Below are 25939 nucleotides of genomic sequence, written 5' to 3'. Positions count from 1 at the left end.
TAACTTATTTACTCCTTAATTTTTTCCGGATCTTGTAGACTTTGTTTACAAGTGGATAGAGTGGACTGGTTGGGAGGTTGAATTCCCCAACAAATTCTTCAATGACAGGATTAAATTTAGATTTGAAATGATAGAGACCACCATCGAGTGAATTTTCAATGCCCCCCATATTTTGCCAAGAAGCACCACGGTCGAAAGCGTGTTGGGCAGTTTCATACCAAGTGAGGATAGCAGGTTGGTAACGGCGGAATTCTTCATCCATCCCTGCATAAACATTTTCAGACGTTCCACCGAATTCAAGGGTTAAGGTCCCAGATAAAGGAACGACCTGTTTACCTGCTTGGAGATGCTGTTCAAGAAATTGCAGTTCTTCCTCTATCCGCTCTTTTTCTTTTTGGTTGTTCTCAACCTTGCCAGGCTTTGTTTTTTCTGTGAATTTTTCAGCCTCTGCCTTGTTTTTTTCAAGATCTTTTATAAGGGAGCTTTTCCGTTTCTCGAGATCTAGAGTAGACAAAGTAATGTAGGATTGTCCTTGGTAGGTTGTGAGTAGTTTTTCGTAGTAGTCTTTTCCACGTAAATGAATGCTTTTACGAGCCTCAGTCTTTTTCATGAGAGAAGCAAAGTCCTCTAACAATTCAGTCCCGCCAAATTGGACTTGGATCCCTTTGTTTCGAGCAGTTCGGATGGCTTGTCGAGTAGATTTTGAAAGATCTTGCTCGGTGAAAAACTCTTTGTGGATATTTGCTTGAAAGCGTGGTTGGATATTTTCTGCCATATCACTGGTTCGGCCAGTCCATTCAATCCCTTCTGTCGTTAGGGTATCGATCACCGCTTGCACAGCAGGAGCTTCCGTCTTTTCTTGTCCAATCAAGTGTTTACTCAAGAAAAGACTTGGATCAAATTTCACAAACAAGGCCTTGTATTGTTTGGCAATTTTTTTAAGGGACTGGATCACATATGAAACCAGCTCTTTGTTTTGGTAATCCATGATTGGGCCTCGAGGAATGTAAAGCATGGAAAAGCCAAGTGGCAGGGGTTGAATCAAGATGCTTGCAACAGCGACTAATTGGTCTTCTTGATAAAAACCAACCCGTTCATTTCCCCAATTATCTTTGATTTTTGCCCATGAGCTGCTTTGTAAGAGATTGGTTTGGTCACTCTGAATAACAAAGTCATCATGCTCACTAGCAGAAATTCCTAGCTGGTAATGGTACATTTCTTATAATACCCACTTTCTAATGGCGTATGCAACGCCAGATTCATCATTTGATTTGGTAATAGTTGTAGCAATTTTTTTAAGAGCTGGATTGCCATTCTCCATAACGACGGCATGTCCCACGACTTCTAGCATGGAACGGTCATTTTCCTCATCTCCTATGGCCATGGTTTCTTCTTGCTGAATTCCAAGTCGTTCAGCTAGATGAAGAACGGCTGATCCCTTATTGGTTGTTTTCCCTAAAATTTCTAAATAAAAAGGGGCTGATTTGACCATAGTGAAGCGATCCTTGAATTCTTTAGGGATTTTTGCAATCGCAGCATCTAGAATATCTGGTTCATCGATATACATGGCCTTGACAAATTCTTTCTCACGAACTTCCTCAGGCGTCCGGTAATAAAGGGGCATATTGACCAGTCGGGATTCATGAATGGTGTAGCGTCCGATATCTCGATTGCTGGTATAGATGCCGTCTTTAGTAATCGCATGAGAGTGGATTTGGAGTTTGTTAGCAAGAGACTCGATATCGAGATAGTCCTCATAATCTAAAAGGTCTTTGATGAGTTCTTTTCCAGTAGCAGTTTCTTGCACCAGACCGCCATTAAAGGTAATGACATAGTCTCCAGGATCCATCAAATGGAGTTCTTTTAAAAGTTTTGAGACCCCTGCGATAGGACGACCGGTTGTGATCACAATTTTAACGCCTGCGGCTTTAGCGTCTTGAATGGCTTCAAATACGGAAGGTGTGATCTCTTTTTTTGAATTGAGAAGTGTACCGTCGATATCGATCGCCACTAATTTAATGGACATCCGTCTCTCCTGTAAAATAATCATTGGTAATATAGGAAGTGAATTCCTCTACTTGCTTACTGAAAAGTCCATTAACCTCCAGCATTTCTTTGGGGAAATAGAAGCGGTTGTCCCCATAGCGAGTTCCTGCTAAAGCAGCGACGAGTGGAGACAACTGAGACAATTCAGCGAGACTCCCGTCTTTTCGGATCATCTCGATCTGGGTCCGCGGTTTTTCAAGCTCTGGTCGATAAATATCGTAGGGCAGATCGAAATTTTGATGAATAGCGGTGTAGTAGGTTGGATTAAACCCAACCTCTTTAATCAGTTTTTCAAGGATTGCTAAGTCTTTTCGTTTATCTTCTGTAAATAGAATCGATTTAAAGACTTTCCGATTAATATAGCGCTGAGCAAGATCAGACAAGATGGTATCCGGACTATCCATCCAGACTTGGAAATAGGTATTCATCACACCGTCATCTAGATTTAAGTAGTCTTGGATAGTGACTTCTTCTTCAAAAAATGGAATCAAGCGAGGTGAAGTCAGTTGAAAATACTCTTTCTGATCTGGATAAATGGTTCTAGCGCGTTTGAGTAGATTTTGAAGGAGGACTTCCATGGCACGAGTAGCCGGGTGGAAGTAGACCTGCATATACATTTGGTAACGGCTGACCACATAATCCTCGACAGCGTGCATGCCATTTTGTTGGAAGGCAATGCCATTTTCAATCGGTCGAATGACGCGCAAAATACGGGTCAAGTCAAATTTTCCATAGGAAGCACCCGTAAAATAGGCATCCCGCAGTAAATAATCCATCCGGTCCACATCAATTTGACTAGAAATCAATTGCACCACTTGTTTATTGGGATAGGTATGATCAATGACGCTGGCTACACGATTTGGGAAATCAGGAGCTACCTGTAAGAGGATCTGATTGACCTCTGTCTCTGGACTGGTGATGATCAGCTGGGTCATTTTTTCATGATCGGTCCCAAACAGTCCTTCAAAGGTATGGGAATAGGCACCATGTCCAATGTCATGAAGAAGGGCGGCTGTCATGGTCAGTAAGTTTTCATCAGAATTCCATTGCTCTGCATACTTTTCCTCAAAAATGGACAGAATCCGTCTTGAAATTTCATAGGCGCCAAGACAGTGAGAAAAACGACTATGTTCCCCACCGTGGAAGGTAAAACCAGATGTCCCCAGTTGTTTGATGCGGCGTAGTCGTTGAAATTCTTTACTATTAATTAATTGATAAATGATGGGATGATCCACATGAACGTAATCATGAACGGGATCGCGAAAGACTTTTTCATTCATGGGTCTATTATAGCAAAAAAAAGCCTATTTTGCGATCTAGAGGCTAATAGGGGCAGTCAAAATGCGTAAAATTTGATAGAATAGTAAGGCAAGAAAAGAAGAGAAGGAGACAAAGATGCAGATTCGCATTCAAAATACCATTCGATTTGGAGAAGAAATGGAAATCGTTGATCAGTACTATCAAGGTGAATGGAAGGAAAAAGCAGGTTTTCAATATCTCTTGTATACCAATGAAGAAGATGAAAAGGTTGCTTTGAAATTCTCTAACGATGAATTGGTTATGACACGCTTTTCAACACCTAAATCCATCATGCGTTTCTACAAAAATGAAGATGGTGGGGCAATCATCCCAACTCCAATGGGCATTCAGCAGTTTTTGATTACAACAGATCTCTTTCAATTAGAAGCAGGTCATTTGCAAATTTCTTATCGCTTATTAACTCTCGATGGAGAACAGGAATTTGCCAATTATCAATTACTGGTTGAATGGGAAGAATAGACTTCATTAAATTATTAGAGATCCAGCTTGCTTTATTCTATAAAAATGGTATAATAAAACCACTCAAGGGAGTAGCTGGCGGTTTTCCCGCGATAGTGTCGTCATTCCGAATTATTTCCGGCACTATATTAAACAGCGAGACTTGTTTTTTTAAAAAACAGGTCTCTTTTTTTGTAAAAAGAGGCCAAAAAGGAGGAGACTATTTTGTCAAAAGAACAAAATAAAGACTTGTTTTACACGCAAACTGCAGAAGAAGTCCTAAAGAATTTGGACTCATCTATCGAAGGTTTGTCAACTGCTCAAGCTCAAGAACGCCTAGCGACTTATGGTCGAAATGAGTTGGAAGAGGGCGAAAAACGTAGCCTACTAGCTAAATTCCTTGATCAATTTAAGGATTTGATGATTATTATCTTGCTTGTGGCAGCGGCACTTTCTGTGCTTACAGAAGGGATGGACGGTTTAACGGATGCCATGATCATCTTGGCCGTAGTTGTCTTGAATGCTGCCTTTGGTGTTTACCAAGAAGGTCAAGCTGAAGCAGCCATTGAAGCGTTGAAAAATATGTCTAGCCCGATGGCTCGTGTTCGTCGGGATGGCCACGTTATTGAGATTGATTCAAAAGAATTAGTTCCTGGGGACATCGTCTTGCTAGAAGCAGGGGACGTTGTGCCTGCTGATATGCGCTTGTTTGAAGCAGCTTCCCTCAAAATCGAAGAAGCAGCTCTTACAGGGGAATCTGTCCCAGTTGAAAAAGATGTGACTGGACTTGTCGAAGCAGATGCAGGTATCGGAGACCGCGTCAATATGGGTTACCAAAACTCAAACGTAACATATGGTCGTGGGATTGGGGTCGTGACTAACACCGGTATGTATACTGAAGTTGGTAAGATTGCGGATATGTTGGCCAATGCCGATGAGACAGAAACACCATTGAAGCAAAGCTTGGAACAACTCTCTAAAGCCTTGACTTACTTAATCGTTGTGATTGCGATTATCACTTTCTTGGTTGGTGTCTTCGTCCGTGGGGAACATCCATTGGAAGGCTTGATGGTGGCAGTTGCCCTTGCGGTTGCGGCCATTCCAGAAGGACTTCCTGCTATTGTGACCATCGTTCTCTCTTTGGGAACGACAACCCTTGCTAAACGCAATTCAATCGTTCGTAAATTGCCAGCCGTGGAAACACTTGGTTCAACAGAAATCATCGCATCTGATAAAACAGGTACTTTGACCATGAACCAAATGACAGTTGAAAAAGTATATACAAACGGTCAATTGCAAAGCTCAGCAGCTGAGATTGCTGCTAGCAACAATACCCTTCGCATCATGAACTTTGCTAATGATACCAAGGTGGACCCATCTGGTAAATTGATTGGGGACCCAACTGAGACAGCCCTTGTACAGTTTGGTTTGGACCACAATTTTGATGTTCGCGAAATTTTGAAGGATGAGCCACGTGTGGCAGAATTGCCATTTGACTCTGACCGTAAGCTTATGTCTACTATCCATAAGGAAGCAGACGGTTCTTACTTTATCGCTGTCAAGGGGGCTCCTGACCAATTGCTCAAACGTGTGACACGTATTGAAGTCAATGGGGAAGTTCGTCCTATCACAGATGAAGATAAGAAAGCTATCCTTGCTACCAACAAAGACTTGGCTAAACAAGCCCTTCGTGTCTTGATGATGGCTTATAAGACAAGCAACGAAATCCCTACCTTGGAATCTGAAATTGTTGAGTCTGACCTGATCTTCTCTGGTTTGGTCGGCATGATTGACCCTGAGCGTCCAGAAGCAGCAGAAGCTGTTCGTGTCGCTAAGGAAGCAGGTATCCGTCCAATCATGATCACGGGTGACCACCAAGATACAGCTGAAGCCATTGCCAAACGTCTCGGTATCATCGATCCAAATGACACAGAAGATCACGTCTTTACAGGAGCTGAGTTGAATGAACTCTCTGATGAAGAATTCCAAAAGGTCTTCAAACAATACTCTGTTTATGCTCGTGTATCACCTGAACACAAGGTTCGGATCGTAAAAGCATGGCAAAAAGAAGGTAAAGTTGTTGCCATGACAGGTGACGGAGTTAACGATGCGCCATCACTTAAGACAGCTGATATCGGTATCGGTATGGGGATCACTGGTACAGAAGTTTCTAAGGGAGCTTCAGACATGGTCCTTGCAGATGATAACTTTGCAACCATTATCGTAGCGGTAGAAGAAGGACGTAAGGTCTTCTCAAATATCCAAAAATCTATCCAATACCTCTTGTCTGCCAATATGGCTGAAGTCTTCACCATCTTCTTTGCAACCCTCTTTGGATGGGATGTTCTTCAACCAGTACATCTTCTCTGGATTAACCTGGTTACCGATACTCTTCCAGCCATCGCTCTTGGTGTGGAACCAGCTGAGCCAGGTGTCATGACCCACAAACCTCGTGGACGTAAATCCAACTTCTTTGATGGCGGAGTCTTCGGAGCTATTCTTTATCAAGGTGTCTTCCAAACCATGCTGGTTCTTGGTGTTTATGGCTGGGCCATACTCTATCCAGAACATGCGACTCGTGCCGAAATCCATGCAGATGCTTTGACTATGGCTTTTGCAACTCTTGGTTTGATCCAATTGCTCCATGCCTTTAACGTTAAATCGGTTTACCAATCCATCTTTAAAGTGGGACTCTTCAAGAACAAGACCTTTAACTGGTCGATTCCAGTTGCCTTTGTTCTCTTGATGGCGACCATCATTGTCCCTGGATTTAACAAACTCTTCCATGTGTCTCATTTAAGCTTGACACAATGGTTAGCTGTTATGATTGGTTCGCTCTTGATTGTTGTTCTCGTTGAGATTGTCAAAGCCGTTCAACGTGCACTTGGAAAAGATAAAAATGCCATTTAAGCATAAAAAAAGTCATCTTCGGATGGCTTTTTTTGCGGGCAAAATAGACTGGGCATATTTCTTGAGGTACGTGTGGATTTTTGATAAACTAGTCAACAGTTTGAAGAAAGGAAACTTAGTTATGAAAAAGTTTTTTGCTGAAGTAATCGGCACATTTATGCTTGTCTTTATCGGGACTGGCGCAGTTGTTTTTGGAAATGGAACAGAAGGTCTGGGACATTTAGGAATTGCCTTGGCATTCGGTTTATCCATTGTTGCAGCAGCTTACTCAATTGGGACTGTTTCGGGTGCCCACTTGAACCCGGCTGTTTCGATTGCCATGTTTGTGAACAAACGCTTGTCTTCAAAGGACTTGGTTAATTATATTGCAGCTCAAGTAGTGGGGGCGGTTCTCGCATCTGCAACAGTACTCTTCCTCTTGTCAAATTCAGGTATGTCAACAGCTAGTCTTGGTGAAAATGCCCTAGCGAAGGGTGTGACTCCATTTGGCGGATTCTTGTTTGAAGTGATTGCGTCCTTTATCTTTATCTTAGTCATCATGACAGTGACATCAGCTACCAAAGGTAATGGCAAGATCGCTGGTCTTGTGATCGGTTTGAGCTTGACTTTGATTATTCTTGTTGGTTTGAACATTACAGGACTTTCTGTTAACCCAGCTCGTAGCTTGGCACCTGCCCTCTTTGTTGGTGGTGCAGCCCTTCAACAAATTTGGATCTTTATCTTGGCTCCAATTGTCGGTGGTGTTCTGGCTGCAATCGTTGCAAAAAATCTCTTGGATACAGAAGAGTAAAAAAATTGGTTCCGAAGGAACCAATTTTTTTATAGTTCAAGGATCGTCATGGCTTGAGAAAATTCATGAGCGAGCTGTTTTTTCTTGTATGCTTTAAATTCGGGGAGGTCTTTGATTCTGCGATAGCGTTTGTAGGGATCGTATCGTTTTGAAAAATCATATTCAGGAAAAGCTTCGAAAAATTGTTTGCAGAGCTCCCATTCTCGGACATAGCCTAAAGGTCTAGCATGATAGGTGATGTTGTCAATGGTTGTTGCTGGCATTCGATGGTGGCTATGACCAAAAATCACCTCTTTGACAGGATATTGTCTAAACAGTTCATGAAAGGCTTGGCTCCCTAGAAAAGCATTAAAGCGTTCAAAATAAGGGTGGCGCATAAGAAAATGACTATGAGGCACAAAGTGCATGGCGATGATCAGGGGTTGATCTATACGCATGAGCTCTTGTTCCAGCTCTTGCAACAGACGTTGGGTAATGGCTGGATCGGATCCCATTCGTTGGAGGCGTCTGTCAAACCAAAATAGATTCTTGGTTTGGAGATGTTTTTGGGGAGAGACGGTAGGAACAAAGCTGTAGTCATACCAGCCCGAAAAAGCAAGAAGCGTATGATTGGAGAAGGGAATCTTTTGAAATTCAAAAGGTCTTATGGCTTCTTCTGATAGGCCCAGCATATCATGATTTCCTAGGCTAAAGGTCACTGGAAGGTGACATCGGAGTTGGTCTAAAAATTCCTGTGACGTCTTTTCAAAGCCGTTGGCAATATCTCCTGCAATATGGAGATGTTGAATTTTTTTGTCCTTGAAAAGAGTGATCAGGGTCTCTAATTCTTCTTTGCCGAAGTTGTTTGAATCAATATGTAAATCGGACATAAAAGCTACTGTTGTCATGCTACCAGTCTAGCATAAGAGGATCTTTTTTTCTAACAATTAGGTTACAAATGAATAGAAAAAATGCTGAAAATCAGCTGGCTTGGCAGTGGTCAACCAGTAGATCCAATATTGGAAGGTGGGAAAATAGTGAAGGTTATGATATAATAGACTAGATACATAGAAAGAGGTACTTATGGACATTTCAGAAATTCGTCAAAAAATTGACGCAAATCGTGAAAAATTAGCTTCTTTCAGGGGGTCTCTTTGACTTAGAGGCGTTGGAAGAAGAAATTGCCATTTTAGAAAATAAAATGACAGAACCTGATTTTTGGGATGATAACATTGCTGCGCAAAAAACATCTCAAGAATTAAATGAACTCAAGCAGACTTATGAAAATTTCCATCAAATGGTGGATCTCTTTGATGAGTCAGAAATCTTACTGGACTTTTTGGCAGAAGACGATTCGGTCAAGGAAGAATTGATCGAGAAGTTGGAGGAGCTGGATAAACGTATGACCAGCTATGAGATGACCTTGCTATTGTCTGAACCCTATGACAATAATAATGCCATCCTAGAAATCCACCCAGGTTCAGGAGGAACAGAAGCTCAGGACTGGGGCGACATGCTTCTTCGGATGTATACTCGTTTTGGGAATGCTCATGGCTTCAAGGTTGAAGTCTTGGACTATCAGGCTGGAGATGAGGCTGGAATCAAGTCTGTAACTCTATCCTTTGAAGGGCCACATGCATACGGTCTTCTGAAATCTGAAATGGGGGTTCACCGTTTGGTTCGGATCTCTCCATTTGATTCCGCTAAACGTCGTCATACCTCCTTTACGTCTGTTGAGGTCATGCCCGAATTAGACGATACTATCGAAGTCGAAGTTCGTGATGATGATATCAAGATGGACACCTTCCGCTCTGGTGGAGCTGGTGGACAAAACGTCAACAAGGTCTCTACAGGGGTGCGCTTGACCCACATTCCGACAGGGATTGTAGTGGCATCCACCGTGGATCGAACCCAATACGGGAACCGTGATCGTGCGATGAAGATGTTGCAGGCTAAACTCTACCAATTAGAGCAAGAGAAAAAAGCAGCAGAAGTGGATTCTCTAAAAGGGGATAAAAAAGAAATCACCTGGGGAAGTCAAATCCGCTCCTATGTTTTTACCCCTTACACCATGGTTAAGGATCACCGGACCAACTACGAAGTAGCGCAGGTAGACAAGGTGATGGATGGAGATATCGATGGCTTTATCGATGCCTACCTTAAATGGCGTCTCCAATAACCTCGAGGGAATCAACCAGAAAAGAATGAAAGGAATTTCATTACATGTCAATGATTGAAATGAAAGATGTTGTCAAAAAGTATGACAACGGGACGACGGCCCTTCGCGGGGTCTCTGTCCAAATTGAACCAGGAGAATTTGCCTACATCGTAGGACCTTCTGGTGCAGGGAAGTCGACCTTTATTCGACTTTTATACCGTGAAGTCAAACACGATAAAGGAAGTTTGAAAGTAGCTGATTTTGATTTGGATAAAATCAAAAAACGCGATATTCCTATGTTGCGACGCAATGTGGGAGTGGTCTTCCAAGATTATAAATTGCTTCCAAAGAAAACCGTTTATGAAAATATTGCCTACGCAATGCAAGTTATCGGTGAGCGCCGTCGCAATATTAAAAAGCGTGTGATGGAAGTTTTGGATCTTGTCGGATTGAAACACAAGGTCCGCTCATTCCCGAATGAATTGTCCGGTGGGGAGCAACAACGGATTGCGATTGCTCGCGCGATCGTCAACAATCCGAAAGTCTTGATTGCGGATGAGCCAACGGGGAACTTGGACCCAGATAATTCATGGGAAATTATGAATCTTTTGGAGCGGATTAATCTGCAAGGGACCACAGTATTGATGGCGACCCACAATAGCCAAATTGTAAATACTTTACGTCACCGTGTCATCGCGATTGAAAATGGTCGTGTAGTGCGTGATGAAGCGGAAGGAGAGTACGGATACGATGATTAGAAGATTTTTCCGACACTTAATCGAATCGCTTAAAAGCTTGAAACGAAATGGTTGGATGACGATTGCAGCGGTCAGCTCGGTTATGATTACCCTTAGCTTGGTTGCTATTTTCGCCTCAGTTATTGCCAATACCATTAAGCTTTCAGATGATATTCAAAACAGTGTGCGGGTTGTAGTATACATGCGCAAGGATATTCAAGATCAGAGCGAGCAGATTGAAAAAGACGGTCAAACCGTGACCAATGAAAACTACCATAAGGTCTACGATGCTCTGACAGCCATGAAGCATGTTGACAAGGTTGATTTTTCTAGCAAGGAAGAACAGTATGATAAACTGATCAAAACGGCTGGAAACAACTGGAAGATTTTTGATGGAGATGCCAATCCTCTCTATGATGCTTATTATGTAGAGACAACGGCTCCTAAATATGTAAAGCAAGTTTCTGCTGATGCCAAAAAAATTGAAGGAGTTTCTGAGGTTAAAGATGGTGGGGTCGATACCCAACGTTTGTTCGCTCTTGGAACCTTTATCCGAAACTGGGGCTTGATTGGTGTAGCTTTATTGATCTTCATCGCAGTCTTCTTGATTTCAAATACCATTCGGATTACCATCATTTCACGTAGTCGTGAGATTAAGATTATGCGACTGGTAGGAGCAAAAAATGGTTATATTCGTGCACCATTCCTTTTAGAAGGTGCTTGGATCGGTCTCTTGGGAGCCTTGGTTCCTTCAGCTTTGGTCTTTTATGTTTATAATGTTGTCTATACATCTATGAACAATAACTTGGCAGACCAAAACTTGTATCTCTATAGCCCTCATCTCTTGGTACCGATCATGGTCGGTGGCCTCTTTGGATTAGGAATTTTGATTGGGGCGATTGGTTCTTCAATCTCCATGAGACGTTTTCTTAAGATATAATAAAAAAGCAAGTTCGCACTTGCTTTTTTTGTATCCTTTTATTAGGACAGGAAGGAGGATACATGATTCTTTAAGATTGTCTAAAGAAGGGATTGAACATCTTCTCGTGACCGATAGAAGTTTCAGGGCCATGGCCAGGATAGACGGTATAGGAAGATGGAAGGGTAAAGAGTTCTTCTCTAATACTGCTAAGTAACTGTGTTGCGTTCCCTGTTGGAAGATCGGTCCGTCCAATGGTTTCGCGAAAAAGGGCATCACCAGATAGAACCAGGTGATCCTGAGGAAAGACGATGGAAACCCCTCCGGCAGAGTGGCCTGGTGTCTCCAGAACATAAAAGTGGAAACCAGCTATTTGGTAATCGGAGCGAATGTCATAAAGGAAGTCGGCCTCCTTGCATACAACATCTTCTAAATCCGCATGACGATCCAAACCAGATAAATTATCGACAGGAGAAGACAACCAACTGGCTTCTGCTGAATGGACATAAACAGGTGGGAAATGATAGGTCTGACGAACCTTTTCAAGACTCATAATGTGATCATAATGCGTATGGGTTAAAAGAATTGCTACGATTGGTTTTCCGATGCGATCTATTTGTTTTTGAATAGTCGCCCAGTCGCTCCCTGGATCGACAAGAATGAGGGAGTGATCATTTTCAAGGTAGTAGGTGTTTTCATAAGCTATAGGATTAACAGTACGATAGATTTTCATAAGGACTCCTTTCTAGAATAGTGTATCAAATTGTAAGGAAAATAACAGGATTGAAGTCAGCCTGAAAGGAGAAAAAAATCTGCAGAGCTTGCTCAAACGTGATATAATTTTAAGTATTATGACAAGACAGAAACGGAAATATGCCATTGTGGATCTGGAAGCGACCAGTGCTGGAAGCAATGCTAAGATCATTCAGGTTGGGATTGTCATCATCGAAGATGGGAGGATTATGCAATCCTATGAGACGGATGTGAATCCCCATGAACGATTGGATGAGCATATCAAACAATTGACTGGCCTGACAGATGCTCGCTTGAAAAAAGCACCAGAGTTTGCACAAGTGGCAAAAGAAATTTTTGAATTAATAGAAGATGCCGTCTTTGTGGCCCATAATGTCAAATTTGATGCGAATTTATTAGCAGAAGCCCTCTTTTGGGAAGGATTTGAGCTAACGACTCCTCGGATTGATACGGTTGAATTGTCTCAAATTTTCTATCCGACTTTAGAACGCTACAATTTAGGAGCGCTTGCAGCTGAACTGGAAATTGAGTTGCACCATGCTCACTCCGCTTTAGCGGATGCTATGGCAACAGCCCAGCTACTGTTGAAATTGAGAGAGAAAATTGCGAGCTTACCGAGAGGATTGATCGAAAAACTTCTTTCGATGGCAGATTGTTTGATTTATGAATCACGACTCTTAATAGAAGATGCGCTTGAAGACAGTAGCCTTTTTTTACCAGCTCATTTAGTAGAAGTTCATGGTCTCTATCTGCGCAAGCCACAGCAGTTTTTAGAAAGTCGTCATTTGTCTGAACAGTTTGAACTCAATATGCAGCTGTTGGGAATGGAGGCTTATCCGGAACAAAGAGAATTTGTTGCCTATATCGAAGATAGTTTGCAACAGCCACTTCCAAGTTTTATTGAAGCGCCAACGGGTATCGGGAAGACCTATGCCTATCTATTAACGCTTTTGGCGAAAACCTCTAAGCGCATTCTTGTCAGTGTTCCCACTAAAATTCTTCAGGATCAAATTATGAAGAAGGAAGGAAAGACCATCCAAGATCTTTTCCAAATTCCCTTTCATAGCCTGAAAAGTCCCAAGGATTACATCCAACTCGATAAATTTTATGAGGCCTTACAGAGTGAGTCAGATAACGGGATGATTCGACGCTTTAAAATGCAACTCTTGGTTTGGCTGACGATGACAGAAACGGGAGAGTTCAGTGAAATTGGCCAACTCTATCGTCATCTTCATTTTGTAGCTGACATTTGCCACGATGGTCAATTGTCGAAGCGTTCACTTTTTTATCAGGAAGATTTTTGGCGCCTCGGCCAGGAAAAAGTGAAAACCAGCCGGGTAATTCTGACCAATCATGCCTATCTGTTAACTCGTCTAGAGTATGATAAGAGTCTACTTCAAGAATCTGTTCTGGTAGTGGATGAAGCGCAAAAACTCTTCTTTGCTTTAGAGCAGTTTTCACAGAGAGAAGAAACCTTGCAATCTCTTCTTCTAAGCTTGCAACATGCCATCGAAGAGGAAAAAGATCTTCTGCAGCGACGGTTGCTGGAGAGTATTCAATTTGAACTAAATGCCTGCTCTAAGGAAGTTGTACAAGGAAAAACAGCGATCTTATCAGATCAAACAGTGGCAAAAATTCGACAGGATGTATCGGAATTAAAAAACGAATCTTTAGAGAATCTAAGGGAATTGTTTGATGAGCGATACCAGATTTTTTGGATGGACAAGGAAGTGGTCGAAAGCCACCAGATTCTTCGTCTCCATGGAGGAGTTGAGGACTTGCTATCCTTTAAGGAGTTTGTGCCTGAAGAAGTGCCCGTGCTCTTTGTATCAGCGACGATCGCGATCAGTAAAAAGGTGCATTTACCTGCCCTTTTGGGATACCAAGAGCAGCAAATCTACCGGGTGCCAATAACAGTCAAACAACACCAGGAATTGTTGGTGCCGATAGATTTTCCAGATGTCGTTTCTTTATCTTCCGTGGAGTATGCAGGAGAGATTTGTCAGCTCATCGATGAACTCCTTCCTCTAAGAAAACCAATTTTTCTTTTGTTTACCTCAAAAGAATTGTTACTGGAGACGTCAAATGCCTTTAAGTTTCCTCATTTGGCCCAGTATCGAAATGGCGATGCAGCTAATATTAAGCGACGATTTGACCGAGGAGAAAGCTCTATTTTATTGGGAACAGGAAGCTTCTGGGAGGGAGTCGATTTTTCCCAACAAAAAGAAGTGATTCAAATCATCACGCGCCTTCCTTTTGACAACCCTAAAGATTATATGGTTCAAAAGCTGAATACCCAACTCAGAGAACAGGGGAAAAATCCCTTTTATGACTATAGCCTTCCAGTCGCAATTTTAAGGCTCAAACAGGCTATTGGGAGAACCAGCCGTTTTCAAGACCAGGAATCGTTGGTCCTCTTATTGGACCAGCGGGTGGTGACCAAACGATATGGAAAACAAATTTTAGATGGTTTGCAGCAAGTGTTGCCCCTTCACACGACAGTGAGAGAGCGGCTTGTTGAGCAAGCAGCTGCCTTTTTTGAAAGGAATTGAGAGAATGAAAAATAAAGGATTTGGACTTGCAATTGCATTTGTACTGGCTCTTTGCGCCATGTTTTTGGGAACTTTCTTTCCCATCATTGGCTCCAGTGTCTTTGCTTTGATTTTAGGAATTGTCCTCAATGAATTAGTAGATTTGCCGGAGAATTCACGACCAGGACTGAACTGGTCCGGTAAGAAATTATTGCAGTATTCGATTATCTTCATGGGATTTAGCTTGCCGATTGCGACGGTTGCCTCTACAGGCTTGTCTTCTTTGAAGATTAGTCTGCCAACGATAACAGTTGCCTTTCTTGCAGCGATGATCTTTGGGAAAGTCTTCCATCTGAAATCTCACCTACGGACCTTAATTGGATTTGGAACGGCTATTTGTGGTGGATCAGCTATCGCAGCAGCTGCTCCGATCATTGAAGCAGACGAAGAGGAAATTGCCTTATCTATGTCAACTATCTTCTTCTTCAACATTCTGGCTGTCTTTATCTTTCCAGTATTAGGGCATGTATGGCATATGTCTAATTTTCAATTTGGCCTCTGGTCAGGAACAGCTATTAACGATACGTCATCAGTTGTAGCAGCAGCGTTTTCTTATAGTAAGGCGGCGGGTGAAATGGCGACCATTGTTAAGTTGACACGCGCCCTGATGATTGTACCAGTTTGTTTGGGCTTGATCGGTTTAAAATGGTATCGGAGCAAGCAACAAGGAAGAAACAAAGGAATGTTAAAGAAAATTATTCCTTGGTTCATCATTTGGTTTATTGTGGCTTCTATTCTTTCATCTATCGGCTTGGTACCTAAAGTGGTTCTTCCTTACCTAAAGGACCTTTCTCATCTCTTTATGGCCATGGCCTTGGTCGGAATCGGAAGCAAGGTTTCTTGGAAACAGTTCCGTGCAGCAGGAGCAGCCCCCCTTCTAGTAGGGTTGATTGCTTGGTTTTGTGTAGCAGGATCTAGCTTGATTCTACAAATGTTGTTCTATTAATTGATTTGATGATTCTCACAGAAAGGAACGTGAATGAAGAAACATCATTTTTTGACGATTCACCTGGATTATTCGATCATTGGGATTGTCTTCGCCCTTCTCATGATTGGGATTTTATCTGTTTATGTAGCAGTTTCTCATGACTATCCCCAAATGGTGTGGCCTTTTTTAGGGCAGCAATTGGCCTGGATTGGTGTGGGATGTGTCATTTGCCTGATTGTGACGATTTTTAGCACGAAATTTCTTTGGAAAATCACTCCCTTTCTTTACCTGCTTGGCCTGGCCTTGATGGTTCTTCCCCTTGTTTTTTATAATCCCAACTTGGTAGCTTCGACTGGAGCTAAAAACTGGGTGGCTTATGGAAATATCACCTTATTTCAGCCTTCAGAATTTATGAAGATCCCCTTCATCCTGATGCTGTCACGCTCTATTGTCCGATTTTTGCAAAGAAATAAGGGGCGTGAGCGATTATTACGACAAGATTGGTTTTTGATTCTAGAGTTGACCATCTATACGATTCCGGTATTTGCCTTATTGGCTCTCCAGCAGGACTTGGGAACGGCCTTAGTATTCTTGGCCATCTTTGCGGGCTTAGTGCTCGTTTCAGGAGTTTCCTGGAAAATTATCTTGCCGGTCATCTTGCTTCTAGCAGGTGGGTTAGCAGGCTTTCTCTTCCTCTTTCTATCAGAAGGGGGTCGGGCTTTTCTGCACCAGCAAGTAGGGATGCCAACCTATCAGATGAACCGTATTTTAGCCTGGTTAAATCCTTTTGACTATGCACAAACCACCACCTACCAGCAGGCGCAGGGACAGCTAGCCATTGCAAGTGGTGGTCTCTTTGGGCAAGGCTTTAATGTCTCCAATTTATTGGTTCCCGTACGGGAGAGTGATATGATTTTTACGGTCGTAGCAGAGGACTTTGGTTTTGTTGGAGCTCTGGTGCTGTTGATTTTATATGTGACCCTGATTTACCGCATTTTAAAAATTACCCTCCAGTCCAATAACCAATTTTATACCTATATTTCCATTGGATTTATTATGATGCTGGTCTTTCATATTTTTGAAAATGTTGGAGCAGTAACGGGTCTTCTCCCCTTGACGGGGATTCCCCTCCCCTTTATCTCACAAGGTGGGTCCTCTATTATAAGTAATCTGATTGGTATTGGTCTGGTCCTCTCAATATATAATCATAGTAGCAAAAAGAAAGAGCCAGAAGAAGTGCCTCTAATCCGTAAAAAAGTAGTCCTTAAAAAGGCGCAATAGATAGAAAGAAGGAATGAAAATGAAAAAAGTAGCAACGATTTTAGCAAACGGTTTTGAAGAAATTGAAGCCTTGACCATTGTCGATGTTTTGAGACGGGCTGGGATCGACTGTGACCTTATTGGCATGGAAGAAACGGTCACAGGTTCTCACCAGATCACAGTGGAAGTCGATCGCCTCTGGAATGGGGACCTGTCAGATTATGATGGAATCTTCTTACCAGGTGGGATGCCAGGAGCTGCGAATTTGCGGGATAATCCGGAATTGATTGCAGCTCTCCAAGAAGAAAGTAGGAAAGGAAAAATCATTTCTGCGATTTGTGCAGCACCAATTGTCTTGGCACGTGCCGGCCTCTTAAAAGATAAACACTATACCTGTTACGATGGTTTTGAAGAAGAGATTCAAGATGGGTACTATCAGAAAGAAACAGTGGTGAAAGACGGTAATCTCTTGACCAGTCGTGGTCCTTCAACTGCACTTGCCTTAGCCTACGCCTTGGTAGAGCAATTTGGAGGAGATGCCCAAAGCCTTCGTCAAGGAATGCTCTATCAAGATGTCTTTGCAGATGCTTAACAAAGCTCTTTTGGACACCATTTTTTCTGGTGAAAAATCCCATTCTATGACGGAAAATGACTTCTCTATGATTTAAAATGAAATGACCGTAAAAAATGGCTAAAATCCCCCCTAAATGAGGGTTTTAGCTTATTTTTTTTGTCCATTTGTGGTATAATATTGACTATGAATTATCATGATTTTATATGGGATCTTGGTGGGACGCTATTGGATAATTACGAAACGTCCACAAATGCCTTTGTAGCGACATTGAAGGACTTTCACATCCAAGCCGATCATGATTCTGTTTATGCAGCATTAAAAATCTCAACACAGGATGCAATTCAAACCTTTGCCCCTCATATTTCCAATTTTCGTACGGAATACAAGAAAAAAGAAGCCTTGGGCTTGCAAGAGCCGGTCTTATTTGAGGGAGCAAAAGAGTTACTAGAAGAGATCCAAGCACATGGAGGACGCCATTTTTTGGTATCTCATCGGGATCGCCAAGTTTTGACCCTTATTGAACAGACAGGCATTGCACCCTACTTTACGGAGATTGTAACAGCAGACGAGGGCTTTCCACGAAAACCAGACCCAGCCTCTATGCTTTATTTGAAGGAAAAATATGGCATTCAAGACGGTCTGGTCATCGGAGATCGTCCGATCGATATTGAAGCTGGGAAGGCTGCAGGGCTTTCAACCTATTTATTTGATACCATGCCCCACATACACCAGTTTATATTTGAATAGAAAAGGGAAATTATGACAGAGGATAAACAGCAAGAAATTCAAGCGCAAGAATATGATGCCAGTCAGATTCAGGTCTTGGAAGGACTAGAAGCCGTTCGGATGCGTCCGGGGATGTATATTGGTTCTACCTCAAAAGAAGGTCTTCATCATCTGGTCTGGGAAATCGTAGATAACTCGATTGACGAGGCCTTAGCTGGTTTTGCTAGCCATATTGAAGTTTTCATTGAAGCAGATAATTCGATCACGGTTGTCGATGATGGTCGTGGGATCCCAGTGGATATCCAAGAAAAGACAGGTCGACCTGCCGTCGAAACTGTCTTTACAGTGCTTCACGCGGGAGGAAAATTTGGCGGAGGCGGCTACAAGGTATCTGGTGGTCTTCACGGGGTAGGGTCATCCGTTGTCAATGCCCTCTCCACATCCCTCGATGTTCGCGTCTATAAAAATGGTAGTATCCATTACCAAGAGTATCGACGTGGACACGTTGTGGATGATTTGAAAGTCATCGGAGAGACAGATCGGACGGGGACAACTGTTCACTTTATTCCAGACCCAGAAATCTTCACGGAAACCACCGAGTATGATTTTGAAAAATTAAATAAACGAATTCAAGAACTAGCCTTTTTGAATCGTGGCTTGCGTATTTCTTTGACGGATAAGCGAGAAGGCTTAGAGCAAGAAAAGCATTACCACTACGAAGGTGGGATCTCTAGTTACGTCGAATACATCAATGAAAACAAAGATGTCATCTTTGAAAAACCAATCTACACAGATGGTGAAATGGATGATATTACAGTTGAAGTAGCTATGCAATATACCACAGGCTACCATGAGACGGTCATGAGTTTTGCGAATAACATTCATACCCATGAAGGTGGGACACATGAACAGGGCTTCCGTACAGCTCTCACTCGTGTGATCAATGATTACGCTAAAAAAAATAAACTCTTAAAAGAAAACGAAGACAATCTAACTGGGGAAGATGTTCGAGAAGGCTTAACAGCAGTGATCTCGGTTAAACATCCAAATCCGCAGTTTGAAGGACAAACCAAGACCAAACTTGGAAATTCAGAAGTTGTTAAGATTACCAATCGACTCTTTAGTGATGCCTTTTCTGATTTCCTTTTGGAAAATCCGCAAATTGCTAAGAAAATCGTCGAAAAAGGGATTTTAGCAGCGAAAGCTCGCGTAGCTGCTAAGCGAGCGCGTGAGGTGACCCGTAAGAAATCAGGGCTTGAGATTTCCAACCTACCTGGTAAATTGGCAGATTGTTCTTCAAATAATCCACAAGAAACAGAACTCTTTATTGTTGAAGGGGATTCAGCCGGAGGATCTGCAAAATCTGGTCGAAATCGGGAATTCCAAGCGATTTTACCAATCCGTGGTAAGATCTTGAACGTTGAAAAAGCAAGTATGGACAAAATTCTAGCCAATGAAGAGATCCGTAGTTTATTTACTGCTATGGGAACTGGATTTGGTGCAGAATTTGATGTTACAAAAGCGCGTTATCAAAAATTAGTCATCATGACCGATGCCGATGTCGATGGCGCTCATATCCGAACCCTTTTATTGACCTTGATTTATCGCTATATGAAACCAGTCTTGGAAGCGGGATATGTTTATATTGCGCAACCACCAATCTATGGGGTCAAAGTCGGTAGTGAAATCAAAGAATATATCCAACCTGGTGCCAACCAAGAAGCCGAATTAGCTGCAGCTTTGGAACGTTATTCAGAAGGTCGCTCAAAACCAACCATCCAACGCTATAAAGGTCTTGGAGAAATGGATGATCACCAATTATGGGAAACAACCATGAATCCAGAACACCGCTTGATGGCACGAGTATCAGTAGACGATGCTGCGGAAGCAGATAAGATCTTTGATATGTTGATGGGGGACCGCGTGGAACCACGTCGTAAATTTATCGAAGAAAACGCTGAATATAGTACACTCGATGTATAAAATTCACCGAACGCTTCCCATTAATGGATATTTTATGGTATAATTACTAGGATTACGTTCAAGTAATACGATGAAGGAGTTTTTATATGTCTAGTGGACTAATTGTTCTCATCTTTATTGTCGCCCTTATCTTGATTGTAGGATATGTGGTTGCAGTCATTTTGAGAAAACGAAATGAAGCCTTACTGGCAGCACTGGAAGAACGAAAAGAAAAGTTATACAACCTTCCGGTCAACGATGAAGTAGAGGCCGTAAAAAACATGCATTTGATTGGTCAAAGTCAAATTGCATTTCGTGAATGGAATCAAAAATGGGTAGATTTATCCTTAAATTCATTTGCTGATATTGAAAACAATCTGTTTGAAGCGGAAGGCTATAATAATTCTTTCCGTTTCATGAAGGCTAAACAAGCCATTGACAATATCGAAAGTCAGATCCAATTGATCGACGAAGATATCAAGGCGATTCGCAAAGCCCTTTCTGATCTGGAAGAGCAGGAACAAAAGAATAGCGGACGCGTGGTTCATGCCTTGGATATGTTTGAGGAACTTCAAAAAGAAGTCACTTCAGACCCAGATCGTTATGGCAGTGCGCTTCTTGAAATTGAAAAACAAATTGGAAATATTCAATCTGAGTTTTCACAATTTGTCACCTTGAATTCTTCAGGTGACCCTGTTGAAGCAGCTGAAATCCTTGATACAGCTGAGAACCATATTGTGGCCTTAAAACAAATTGTTGAGCGAGTGCCAGAAATTGTCACCGCTCTTCAGTCAAAACTTCCAGACCAATTAGAGGATTTGGAAAGTGGCTACCGCAAGCTTTTGGAATCTGGCTACCACTTCACTGAAACAGATATTGAATCTCGTTTCCAACAGTTGCATGCTTCCTTGAAGAACAATATGGCAAATGTATCCGCCCTTGAATTGGACAATGCCATTTACGAAAATGAACAAATTCAAGAAGAAATCGATGCATTGTATCACATCTTTACTCGTGAAATTGAATCACAAAAAGTTGTGAAGAAGTTAGTGAAACAACTGCCTGGCTATTTGAAACACGCAAAAGATAACAATAGCAACCTTGCAGCAGAAGTGGAACGCCTTGGTAAAACATTCGTCTTGAATGAAGCTTTCAGCCAACAGTTAAAAGAGTTGGAAGCTGAGCTATCTTCACAAGAAAATGTGGTAGAAGATGCCTTGAAAGATTCATCTGAAACACAAAAAGCTTATTCTATCGTAGAAGAAGAGTTAGAAGCTATTGAGGCTCGCTTGAAAGAAATCGAAGATGAGCAAATCGGCTTGAGTGATTCCCTTTCAAAAGTTGAAAAAGACGATGCCAATGCTCGCCAAAAAGTTAACATCTATGCCAACCGTTTGCATGCCATTAAACGCTATATGGACAAACGGAACTTGCCAGGAATTCCTCAAGAATTCTTAGAAATTTTCTTCACTGCAAGTAACAATACAGAAGCTTTGATGGATGAGTTGGAAGGGGATAAAATCAACATCGAATCAACCAATCGTTTGTTGGAAATCTTGACCAATGATATGAATGAATTGGAAGAAGCGGCGTATCGAATTGTTCAAAATGCGACATTGACAGAACAATTGTTGCAATACTCGAACCGTTACCGTTCATTTGATGATCATGTACAGGCAGCCTTTGATGAGTCCCTTTATATTTTCGAAAGAGAATATGACTATGCGGCTTCCTTCAAAGTCATCTCAGATGCTTTGGAAATGGTAGAAGCTGGTGTAACTGATCGCTTTGTTACTTCCTATGAAAAAACCCGGGAGCAAATTCGCTTCTAATAACAGAAAATGACCTTTCAGGAGGTCATTTTTTTATCTTCAAATCATCATTGAAACTTGAAATTTAAACCCTATTTTTGTATAGTAAGGGAGAAATAAGAAAGGAAAGCGATGAAAGAAGTAACAGGTCTTCTCGTTATGGATGTAGATGGAACTTTGATCCAACAAGAAGGAATTGATTTACTAGCTCAAGAAGCTGGCGTGGGACAAAAAGTAGCAGAGATTACGGCACAAGCAATGAATGGAGAGTTGGATTTTAAAGCATCTTTACAGGCGCGTGTTGCTTTATTGAAGGGATTAAAGACCTCTATCTTTCCGAAAATTATGGAGCAGATGGAAGTTACGCCGGGTGCTGAAAGCTTAATCACGGAACTGCATCAAAGAGGTTACAAGGTTGGCCTTGTTTCCGGGGGATTTCATGAAGTCATTGACCCCATCGCGAGGTCTTTAGGAATTGATCTTGTCCGAGCCAACCGTTTGCAAGTTTCTGATGGCCATTTAACAGGGAAAGTCCTTGGTGAAATTATAACTCCTGAAAGGAAAAAAGAGTCTCTCCTGACCTGGGCGAAAGAAAATCATGTCCCACAAAGTCAGACGATTGCGATGGGTGATGGTGCCAATGATCTTCCGATGATTGAAACAGCCGGTATCGGAATTGCCTTTATGGCAAAGCCAATCGTCGCTGAGCTAGCCCCATATTGTATCGAGAAGAGGGATTTAAGCCTTGTTCTTGAAATTCTAGACCAGTAAAGAAAGGAAACAGCATGCATATCCTACTAGCCCCGGATTCATTTAAAGAATCCTTATCTGCCAAACAAGTAGCAGAAGCCTTGAAAAAAGGATTTCAAGAGGCTCTACCAGATGCAACTTTTGACCTCCTTCCAATTGGGGATGGTGGCGAAGGCACCATGGAAACTCTAGCTGGAGTTCTGGATGTAACGGAGTACCAAACTCAAGTAACCGGACCATTTGGACAGCCTGTTTCAATGTCTTACTACCAAAAAGATGAGATGGCTTTTTTTGAAATGGCCTCACTTGTCGGTTTAGGCTCCATTCCAGCTGAAAAACGAAATCCTCTTGAACTGGAAACACGAGGAATTGGTGAACTTATTTTGCAATTGGTTGACCAAGGGGTTAAAACGATCTGTGTGGGAATTGGCGGTTCTGCAACAAATGATGGTGGGATTGGGATGGCAGCCGGATTAGGGGTAGCCTTCTATGATGATCAAGGCCATCTGCTTCGTCCTGTCGGGGCTTCGCTCGGTCGTGTGGCTAGAATAGATACCAGTGCGGTTCCAAAAGTTTTAGAAGACATCGAGCTCCAAGTCTTAACGGATGTAACCAATCCTCTCTGTGGCAGTCAAGGAGCGACCTATATCTTTGGTGGGCAAAAGGGATTAAATCCCCTTCTGTTTCCAGCTGTTGATCAGGCCATGAAGGATTTTTACCAGCTAGCTGATGCACGAATTTTGTCTATGGCTGGCGCCGGAGCTGGAGGTGGCATGGCTGCTGGCTTGGTTGCTTTTGCGGGAGGTCAGATTTCATCAGGAATAGAAAAAAGCCTCGATTTGATTGACTTTGATCACAAAGTACAAAAAGCTGATCTGGTCGTCGTTGGGGAAGGTAGGATGGACCTCCAATCCCTTTCTGGGAAGGCACCTGTCGGGGTGGCCAAACGAACACCAGAGAAGATCCCAGTGATAGCTATTTGTGGTAGCTTAGAGGAGGATTTGCCTGCTTTTCCTAGTCATCACATTGAAGCTGCCTTCTCTATCGTACCTGGTCCTTGTGAGGTAGCAGATGCACTCGCTCATGCTGAAAGGAATCTGATTTCCTGTGCTCGAAATATTGGGAACCTTTTAAAAATAAAAGCAAACTAAAAAACCAATGGAAAGGAGATGTTGCCTTCCATTGGTTTTTCTTTAGCTAAAGAGACGTTTCCAAAATGATTTCTTTTCTGGACTGGCAGTCTCTTCTTTCTTTTCAAATAAATTTGGATACTGGAGATTCATGTCTGTTGGTGAAATTCCAGATGGGTGGTCAGTATGGATGATGAGACCAAAGGGAGAATGACGACAGTCATCCGAAACGATGCTTGCCACAAGTCCAAGATCCTTGGTTTTTTTCAAATATTGTAGCTGGCTGCCTTCATCTAAAGTTGGGGAGATCTTGACCAAAACAGGATGAAAGCGATCTGAAATATCAGTGAGGATTGTCGAATACTGCTCCAGGTACATCTTGTCCCTTGCCTCCTCCAAGGTGCATGAAGCAATCACCCGCTCCTCATAAGTCTCCAAAAATCGACGCTGCTCATCCGGATTGAATCGAGTAGGACCAGCAGCTTTTTCTAAAATTGTTTTATTAATATCTGTCATAAGCTTAGTATAGCATAAAGCGCAGTAGAAGAATAGAAGAATGCTAAAAAATTAAATAAGGAGGGGAAATGGCAGAAAATAAGATAGTGGAACCGTTTTCTTGTTAAAAACTTCTCAATTTTCGTAGATTTCCTTGTTTTTTCTTGAAAAAATAGCCTAATTACGATATGATAGAGGAGTAAAAAATATAACTCAATAAGGAGAGTAAGAAATGTCAATTATTACTGATGTTTACGCTCGCGAAGTCCTAGACTCACGCGGTAACCCAACACTTGAAGTAGAAGTATATACTGAATCAGGTGCTTTCGGACGTGGTATGGTTCCATCAGGAGCTTCTACTGGTGAACACGAAGCAGTTGAACTTCGTGACGGTGACAAATCTCGTTACGGTGGTCTTGGTACTCAAAAAGCTGTTGACAACGTAAACAACATTATTGCTGAAGCAATCATCGGCTATGATGTACGTGATCAACAAGCTATCGACCGTGCTATGATCGCTCTTGACGGTACTCCTAACAAAGGTAAATTGGGAGCAAACGCAATCCTTGGTGTGTCTATCGCTGTAGCTCGTGCTGCTGCTGACTACCTTGAAATCCCACTTTACAGCTACCTTGGTGGATTCAACACTAAAGTTCTTCCAACTCCAATGATGAACATCATCAATGGTGGATCTCACTCAGATGCTCCAATCGCTTTCCAAGAATTCATGATCGTACCTGCTGGTGCACCTACATTCAAAGAAGCTCTTCGTTGGGGTGCTGAAATCTTCCACGCACTTAAGAAAATCCTTAAAGGTCGTGGTCTTGAAACAGCCGTTGGTGACGAAGGTGGATTTGCTCCTCGTTTCGACGGAACTGAAGATGGTGTAGAAACTATCATCGCTGCTATCGAAGCTGCTGGTTATGTTCCAGGTAAAGACGTATTTATCGGATTTGACTGTGCATCATCAGAATTCTACGATAAAGAACGCAAAGTTTACGATTACACTAAATTCGAAGGTGAAGGAGCTGCTGTCCGCACTGCTGCTGAACAAATCGACTACCTTGAAGAATTGGTAAACAAATACCCAATCATCACTATCGAAGATGGTATGGATGAAAACGACTGGGACGGTTGGAAAGCTCTTACTGAACGTCTTGGTGGTAAAGTTCAATTGGTTGGTGACGACTTCTTCGTAACAAACACTGACTACCTTTCACGTGGTATCGAAGAAAAATGTGCTAACTCTATCCTTATCAAAGTTAACCAAATTGGTACTCTTACTGAAACATTCGATGCTATCGAAATGGCGAAAGAAGCTGGTTACACTGCCGTTGTATCACACCGTTCAGGTGAAACTGAAGATTCAACAATCGCTGACATCGCAGTTGCAACAAACGCAGGACAAATCAAGACTGGTTCACTTTCACGTACAGACCGTATCGCTAAATACAACCAATTGCTTCGTATCGAAGATCAACTTGGTGAAGTAGCTGAATACCGTGGATTGAAATCATTCTACAACCTTAAGAAATAATCTAGTTTACTAGACTAAAAAGATCCTTGAGTTTTCTCAAGGATTTTTTTTGCGATTGGGGTAAACAAAAATGAGGCTGGGACAAAAGTCCTGGCCTCTCAATTATTTTTGGATTGTCGAGCAAG

General features: G+C 42.2%; 22 protein-coding genes. 16 read left to right on the top strand and 6 right to left on the bottom strand.

Going from position 1 to position 25939, the window contains the following annotated elements:
- Positions 1 to 4: 4 nt before the first annotated feature.
- Genes HMPREF2918_RS07460 through HMPREF2918_RS07450 form a run of 3 tightly spaced genes read right to left on the bottom strand, consistent with a single transcriptional unit; the run spans position 5 to position 3326 of the window.
- Complete coding sequence (locus HMPREF2918_RS07460; protein WP_070595061.1) at positions 5 to 1216, bottom strand: aminoacyltransferase; 1212 nt, start codon at positions 1214 to 1216, stop codon at positions 5 to 7.
- 3 nt (positions 1217 to 1219) lie between these two features.
- Positions 1220 to 2026: a sugar-phosphatase gene (gene yidA, locus HMPREF2918_RS07455; protein WP_070595060.1), complete on the bottom strand. Its 807-nt coding sequence runs from the start codon at positions 2024 to 2026 to the stop codon at positions 1220 to 1222.
- Positions 2016 to 3326, bottom strand: a complete 1311-nt coding sequence (locus HMPREF2918_RS07450; RefSeq protein ID WP_013903868.1) for an HD domain-containing protein — start codon at positions 3324 to 3326, stop codon at positions 2016 to 2018. The genes yidA and HMPREF2918_RS07450 overlap by 11 nt, the downstream gene beginning before the upstream one ends.
- Positions 3327 to 3441: 115 nt before the next feature.
- On the opposite strand from HMPREF2918_RS07450, the gene HMPREF2918_RS07445 reads away from it, so the two are divergent.
- From HMPREF2918_RS07445 to HMPREF2918_RS07430, 3 genes are all read left to right on the top strand, one after another.
- Entirely contained in the window at positions 3442 to 3825 is a 384-nt protein-coding gene (locus HMPREF2918_RS07445; protein ID WP_024055047.1) for a YwiB family protein, read from the top strand.
- Between the two features lie 204 nt (positions 3826 to 4029).
- On the top strand, positions 4030 to 6714 hold the full coding sequence (locus HMPREF2918_RS07435; protein WP_070595059.1) for a cation-translocating P-type ATPase: 2685 nt from the start codon (positions 4030 to 4032) through the stop codon (positions 6712 to 6714).
- 121 nt (positions 6715 to 6835) lie between these two features.
- Positions 6836 to 7504 carry an MIP/aquaporin family protein gene (locus tag HMPREF2918_RS07430; RefSeq protein WP_045759670.1) on the top strand — a complete coding sequence of 223 codons (669 nt, stop codon included), beginning with the start codon at positions 6836 to 6838 and terminating at the stop codon, positions 7502 to 7504.
- 29 nt (positions 7505 to 7533) lie between these two features.
- On the opposite strand, the gene HMPREF2918_RS07425 is transcribed toward HMPREF2918_RS07430, so the two are convergent.
- On the bottom strand, positions 7534 to 8391 hold the full coding sequence (locus HMPREF2918_RS07425) for a metallophosphoesterase (protein WP_070595058.1): 858 nt from the start codon (positions 8389 to 8391) through the stop codon (positions 7534 to 7536).
- A gap of 175 nt (positions 8392 to 8566) precedes the next feature.
- Here HMPREF2918_RS07425 and prfB point away from each other — a divergent pair.
- The 3 genes from prfB (at position 8567) to ftsX (ending at position 11318) form a co-directional block, all read left to right on the top strand.
- A protein-coding gene (prfB, locus tag HMPREF2918_RS07420) for a peptide chain release factor 2 (protein WP_100209015.1) occupies positions 8567 to 9662 on the top strand; the annotation gives its coding sequence in 2 pieces (ribosomal slippage) (positions 8567 to 8638 and positions 8640 to 9662; 1095 coding nt in all).
- 44 nt (positions 9663 to 9706) lie between these two features.
- A complete protein-coding gene (gene ftsE, locus HMPREF2918_RS07415; protein WP_003008021.1) occupies positions 9707 to 10399 on the top strand; it encodes a cell division ATP-binding protein FtsE in 693 nt (230 codons plus the stop codon).
- Positions 10392 to 11318: a permease-like cell division protein FtsX gene (ftsX, locus tag HMPREF2918_RS07410; RefSeq protein ID WP_042759907.1), complete on the top strand. Its 927-nt coding sequence runs from the start codon at positions 10392 to 10394 to the stop codon at positions 11316 to 11318. The genes ftsE and ftsX overlap by 8 nt, the downstream gene beginning before the upstream one ends.
- A gap of 70 nt (positions 11319 to 11388) precedes the next feature.
- Here ftsX and HMPREF2918_RS07405 read toward each other — a convergent pair whose 3' ends face one another.
- Positions 11389 to 12030 carry an MBL fold metallo-hydrolase gene (locus HMPREF2918_RS07405; protein ID WP_070595057.1) on the bottom strand — a complete coding sequence of 214 codons (642 nt, stop codon included), beginning with the start codon at positions 12028 to 12030 and terminating at the stop codon, positions 11389 to 11391.
- Between the two features lie 118 nt (positions 12031 to 12148).
- Between HMPREF2918_RS07405 and HMPREF2918_RS07400 the strand changes: the two genes are divergently transcribed.
- The 9 genes from HMPREF2918_RS07400 (at position 12149) to HMPREF2918_RS07360 (ending at position 23803) form a co-directional block, all read left to right on the top strand.
- Positions 12149 to 14602 (top strand): bifunctional DnaQ family exonuclease/ATP-dependent helicase, encoded by a 2454-nt coding sequence (locus HMPREF2918_RS07400; protein WP_070595101.1) that lies wholly within the window; start codon positions 12149 to 12151, stop codon positions 14600 to 14602.
- A 4-nt stretch (positions 14603 to 14606) separates the two neighbouring features.
- Positions 14607 to 15587 (top strand): YeiH family protein, encoded by a 981-nt coding sequence (locus HMPREF2918_RS07395; protein ID WP_061590999.1) that lies wholly within the window; start codon positions 14607 to 14609, stop codon positions 15585 to 15587.
- 33 nt (positions 15588 to 15620) lie between these two features.
- Positions 15621 to 16850, top strand: coding sequence for an FtsW/RodA/SpoVE family cell cycle protein (locus HMPREF2918_RS07390; protein ID WP_070595056.1), 1230 nt, complete (start codon positions 15621 to 15623; stop codon positions 16848 to 16850).
- A gap of 19 nt (positions 16851 to 16869) precedes the next feature.
- Positions 16870 to 17421, top strand: a complete 552-nt coding sequence (locus HMPREF2918_RS07385) for a DJ-1 family glyoxalase III (RefSeq protein WP_070595055.1) — start codon at positions 16870 to 16872, stop codon at positions 17419 to 17421.
- A gap of 165 nt (positions 17422 to 17586) precedes the next feature.
- Complete coding sequence (locus HMPREF2918_RS07380; protein ID WP_070595054.1) at positions 17587 to 18150, top strand: HAD-IA family hydrolase; 564 nt, start codon at positions 17587 to 17589, stop codon at positions 18148 to 18150.
- 12 nt (positions 18151 to 18162) lie between these two features.
- Positions 18163 to 20112, top strand: coding sequence for a DNA topoisomerase (ATP-hydrolyzing) subunit B (gene gyrB / locus HMPREF2918_RS07375; protein ID WP_070595053.1), 1950 nt, complete (start codon positions 18163 to 18165; stop codon positions 20110 to 20112).
- 86 nt (positions 20113 to 20198) lie between these two features.
- Complete coding sequence (gene ezrA / locus HMPREF2918_RS07370) at positions 20199 to 21923, top strand: septation ring formation regulator EzrA (protein WP_070595052.1); 1725 nt, start codon at positions 20199 to 20201, stop codon at positions 21921 to 21923.
- Positions 21924 to 22034: 111 nt separating this feature from the next.
- Positions 22035 to 22673 (top strand): phosphoserine phosphatase SerB, encoded by a 639-nt coding sequence (gene serB / locus HMPREF2918_RS07365; RefSeq protein WP_070595051.1) that lies wholly within the window; start codon positions 22035 to 22037, stop codon positions 22671 to 22673.
- Between the two features lie 14 nt (positions 22674 to 22687).
- Positions 22688 to 23803 (top strand): glycerate kinase, encoded by a 1116-nt coding sequence (locus HMPREF2918_RS07360; protein WP_070595050.1) that lies wholly within the window; start codon positions 22688 to 22690, stop codon positions 23801 to 23803.
- A gap of 42 nt (positions 23804 to 23845) precedes the next feature.
- On the opposite strand, the gene HMPREF2918_RS07355 is transcribed toward HMPREF2918_RS07360, so the two are convergent.
- Positions 23846 to 24298, bottom strand: a complete 453-nt coding sequence (locus HMPREF2918_RS07355) for a DUF1694 domain-containing protein (RefSeq protein ID WP_070595049.1) — start codon at positions 24296 to 24298, stop codon at positions 23846 to 23848.
- A 211-nt stretch (positions 24299 to 24509) separates the two neighbouring features.
- Here HMPREF2918_RS07355 and eno point away from each other — a divergent pair, with 211 nt between their 5' ends.
- The gene (gene eno, locus HMPREF2918_RS07350) at positions 24510 to 25814 is read left to right on the top strand and encodes a surface-displayed alpha-enolase (protein WP_049475342.1); all 1305 of its coding nucleotides are present in this window, start codon (positions 24510 to 24512) and stop codon (positions 25812 to 25814) included.
- Positions 25815 to 25939 lie beyond the last annotated feature (125 nt).

It is taken from the genome of Streptococcus sp. HMSC065C01 (genome assembly GCF_001813525.1).
GTDB classification, from domain to species: domain Bacteria; phylum Bacillota; class Bacilli; order Lactobacillales; family Streptococcaceae; genus Streptococcus; species Streptococcus parasanguinis_V.
Note: the sequence above shows the minus strand (reverse complement) of the source record. Positions and strands in the feature narration are given on the sequence as shown.